Source organism: Mesorhizobium sp. M7A.F.Ca.CA.004.12.1.1 (genome assembly GCF_003997835.1).
Taxonomy (GTDB): domain Bacteria; phylum Pseudomonadota; class Alphaproteobacteria; order Rhizobiales; family Rhizobiaceae; genus Mesorhizobium.
In genome coordinates, this window is sequence record NZ_RZRK01001373.1 from 1 (window position 1) to 771 (window position 771).

2 protein-coding genes are annotated in these 771 nt (G+C 60.6%); both read left to right on the forward strand.

What is annotated here, in order from left to right:
- Positions 1–189 precede the first annotated feature (189 nt).
- Positions 190–450: a DUF1344 domain-containing protein gene (locus EN984_RS36470; RefSeq protein ID WP_127269427.1), complete on the forward strand. Its 261-nt coding sequence runs from the start codon at positions 190–192 to the stop codon at positions 448–450.
- A 234-nt stretch (positions 451–684) separates the two neighbouring features.
- Positions 685–771 (forward strand): DUF1059 domain-containing protein (locus tag EN984_RS36475; RefSeq protein WP_127218927.1); only part of this gene is annotated, 87 nt, incomplete at its 3' end.

Here is a 771-nt window from a genome sequence, read left to right on the forward strand (position 1 = left end):
GGCCTATTTGTGGGGCCGGGTCGGGAAGCGCCGGCGGTTCGCCTGCGCGCAATTCCAGGAAAGTGCGAAACGGCTTTCCGACCGGAATTGCGTCAGACAAAGCGAGCCGCGACCCGACGCGACCGGACGGCCCAGACGACGCGGGGCACCTCATTGAGAGGGATGCCCTACTTCCAGGAGTACTTCGCAATGCGCAAGATCATTGTTTCGGCGGCCGCCGCTGCCCTTCTCGCTTCCGGTTCGGTGGCATTCGCCGCCGTCAAGCACACCACCGGAACGATCAAGACCTTTGACGCAACGGCCATGAGTCTGGTCCTCGACGATGGATCGTCTTTTACGCTTCCCAAGACCTTCAAGGATCCTGGCCTGCAGGTCGGTGAAAAAGTCCGTGTCTCATGGGATATGAAGGGCAAGAACAAGGTCGCCGAGGCCGTCAAGGCCGCAAAATGATGGCTTGCCCGCCAGAGCAGGATGAGACGATGTCCGGTCCTGTTTCGGGATAGTGTTAAGAGGGTGGAGCAGCGCTGCTCCGCCTGTTTGCCGTTGACCGCAACCAATGCCGCCCCATCTGTGTTATGCTTCTCACCCGCTCGCGGTCCGCGGATTAAACCCTGGAACCGGACCATGAGCCAAAAAAAGTACCGGAGCCTCGACCAGGCTTCACGGAGGAAAAGGAGAAATCTCATGAAGGAATTTCACTGCGGGTCGCTCGTGCCCGGCTGTGACTGGCACACGCGTGCCGACGAGGAGGCCGAGGTCATGCGCCGTGCC

Bases quoted from the DNA above. Each gene is read 5' to 3' on its own strand.
- EN984_RS36470 (WP_127269427.1), top strand. From the start codon at position 190: ATGCGCAAGATCATTGTTTCGGCGGCCGCCGCTGCCCTTCTCGCTTCC.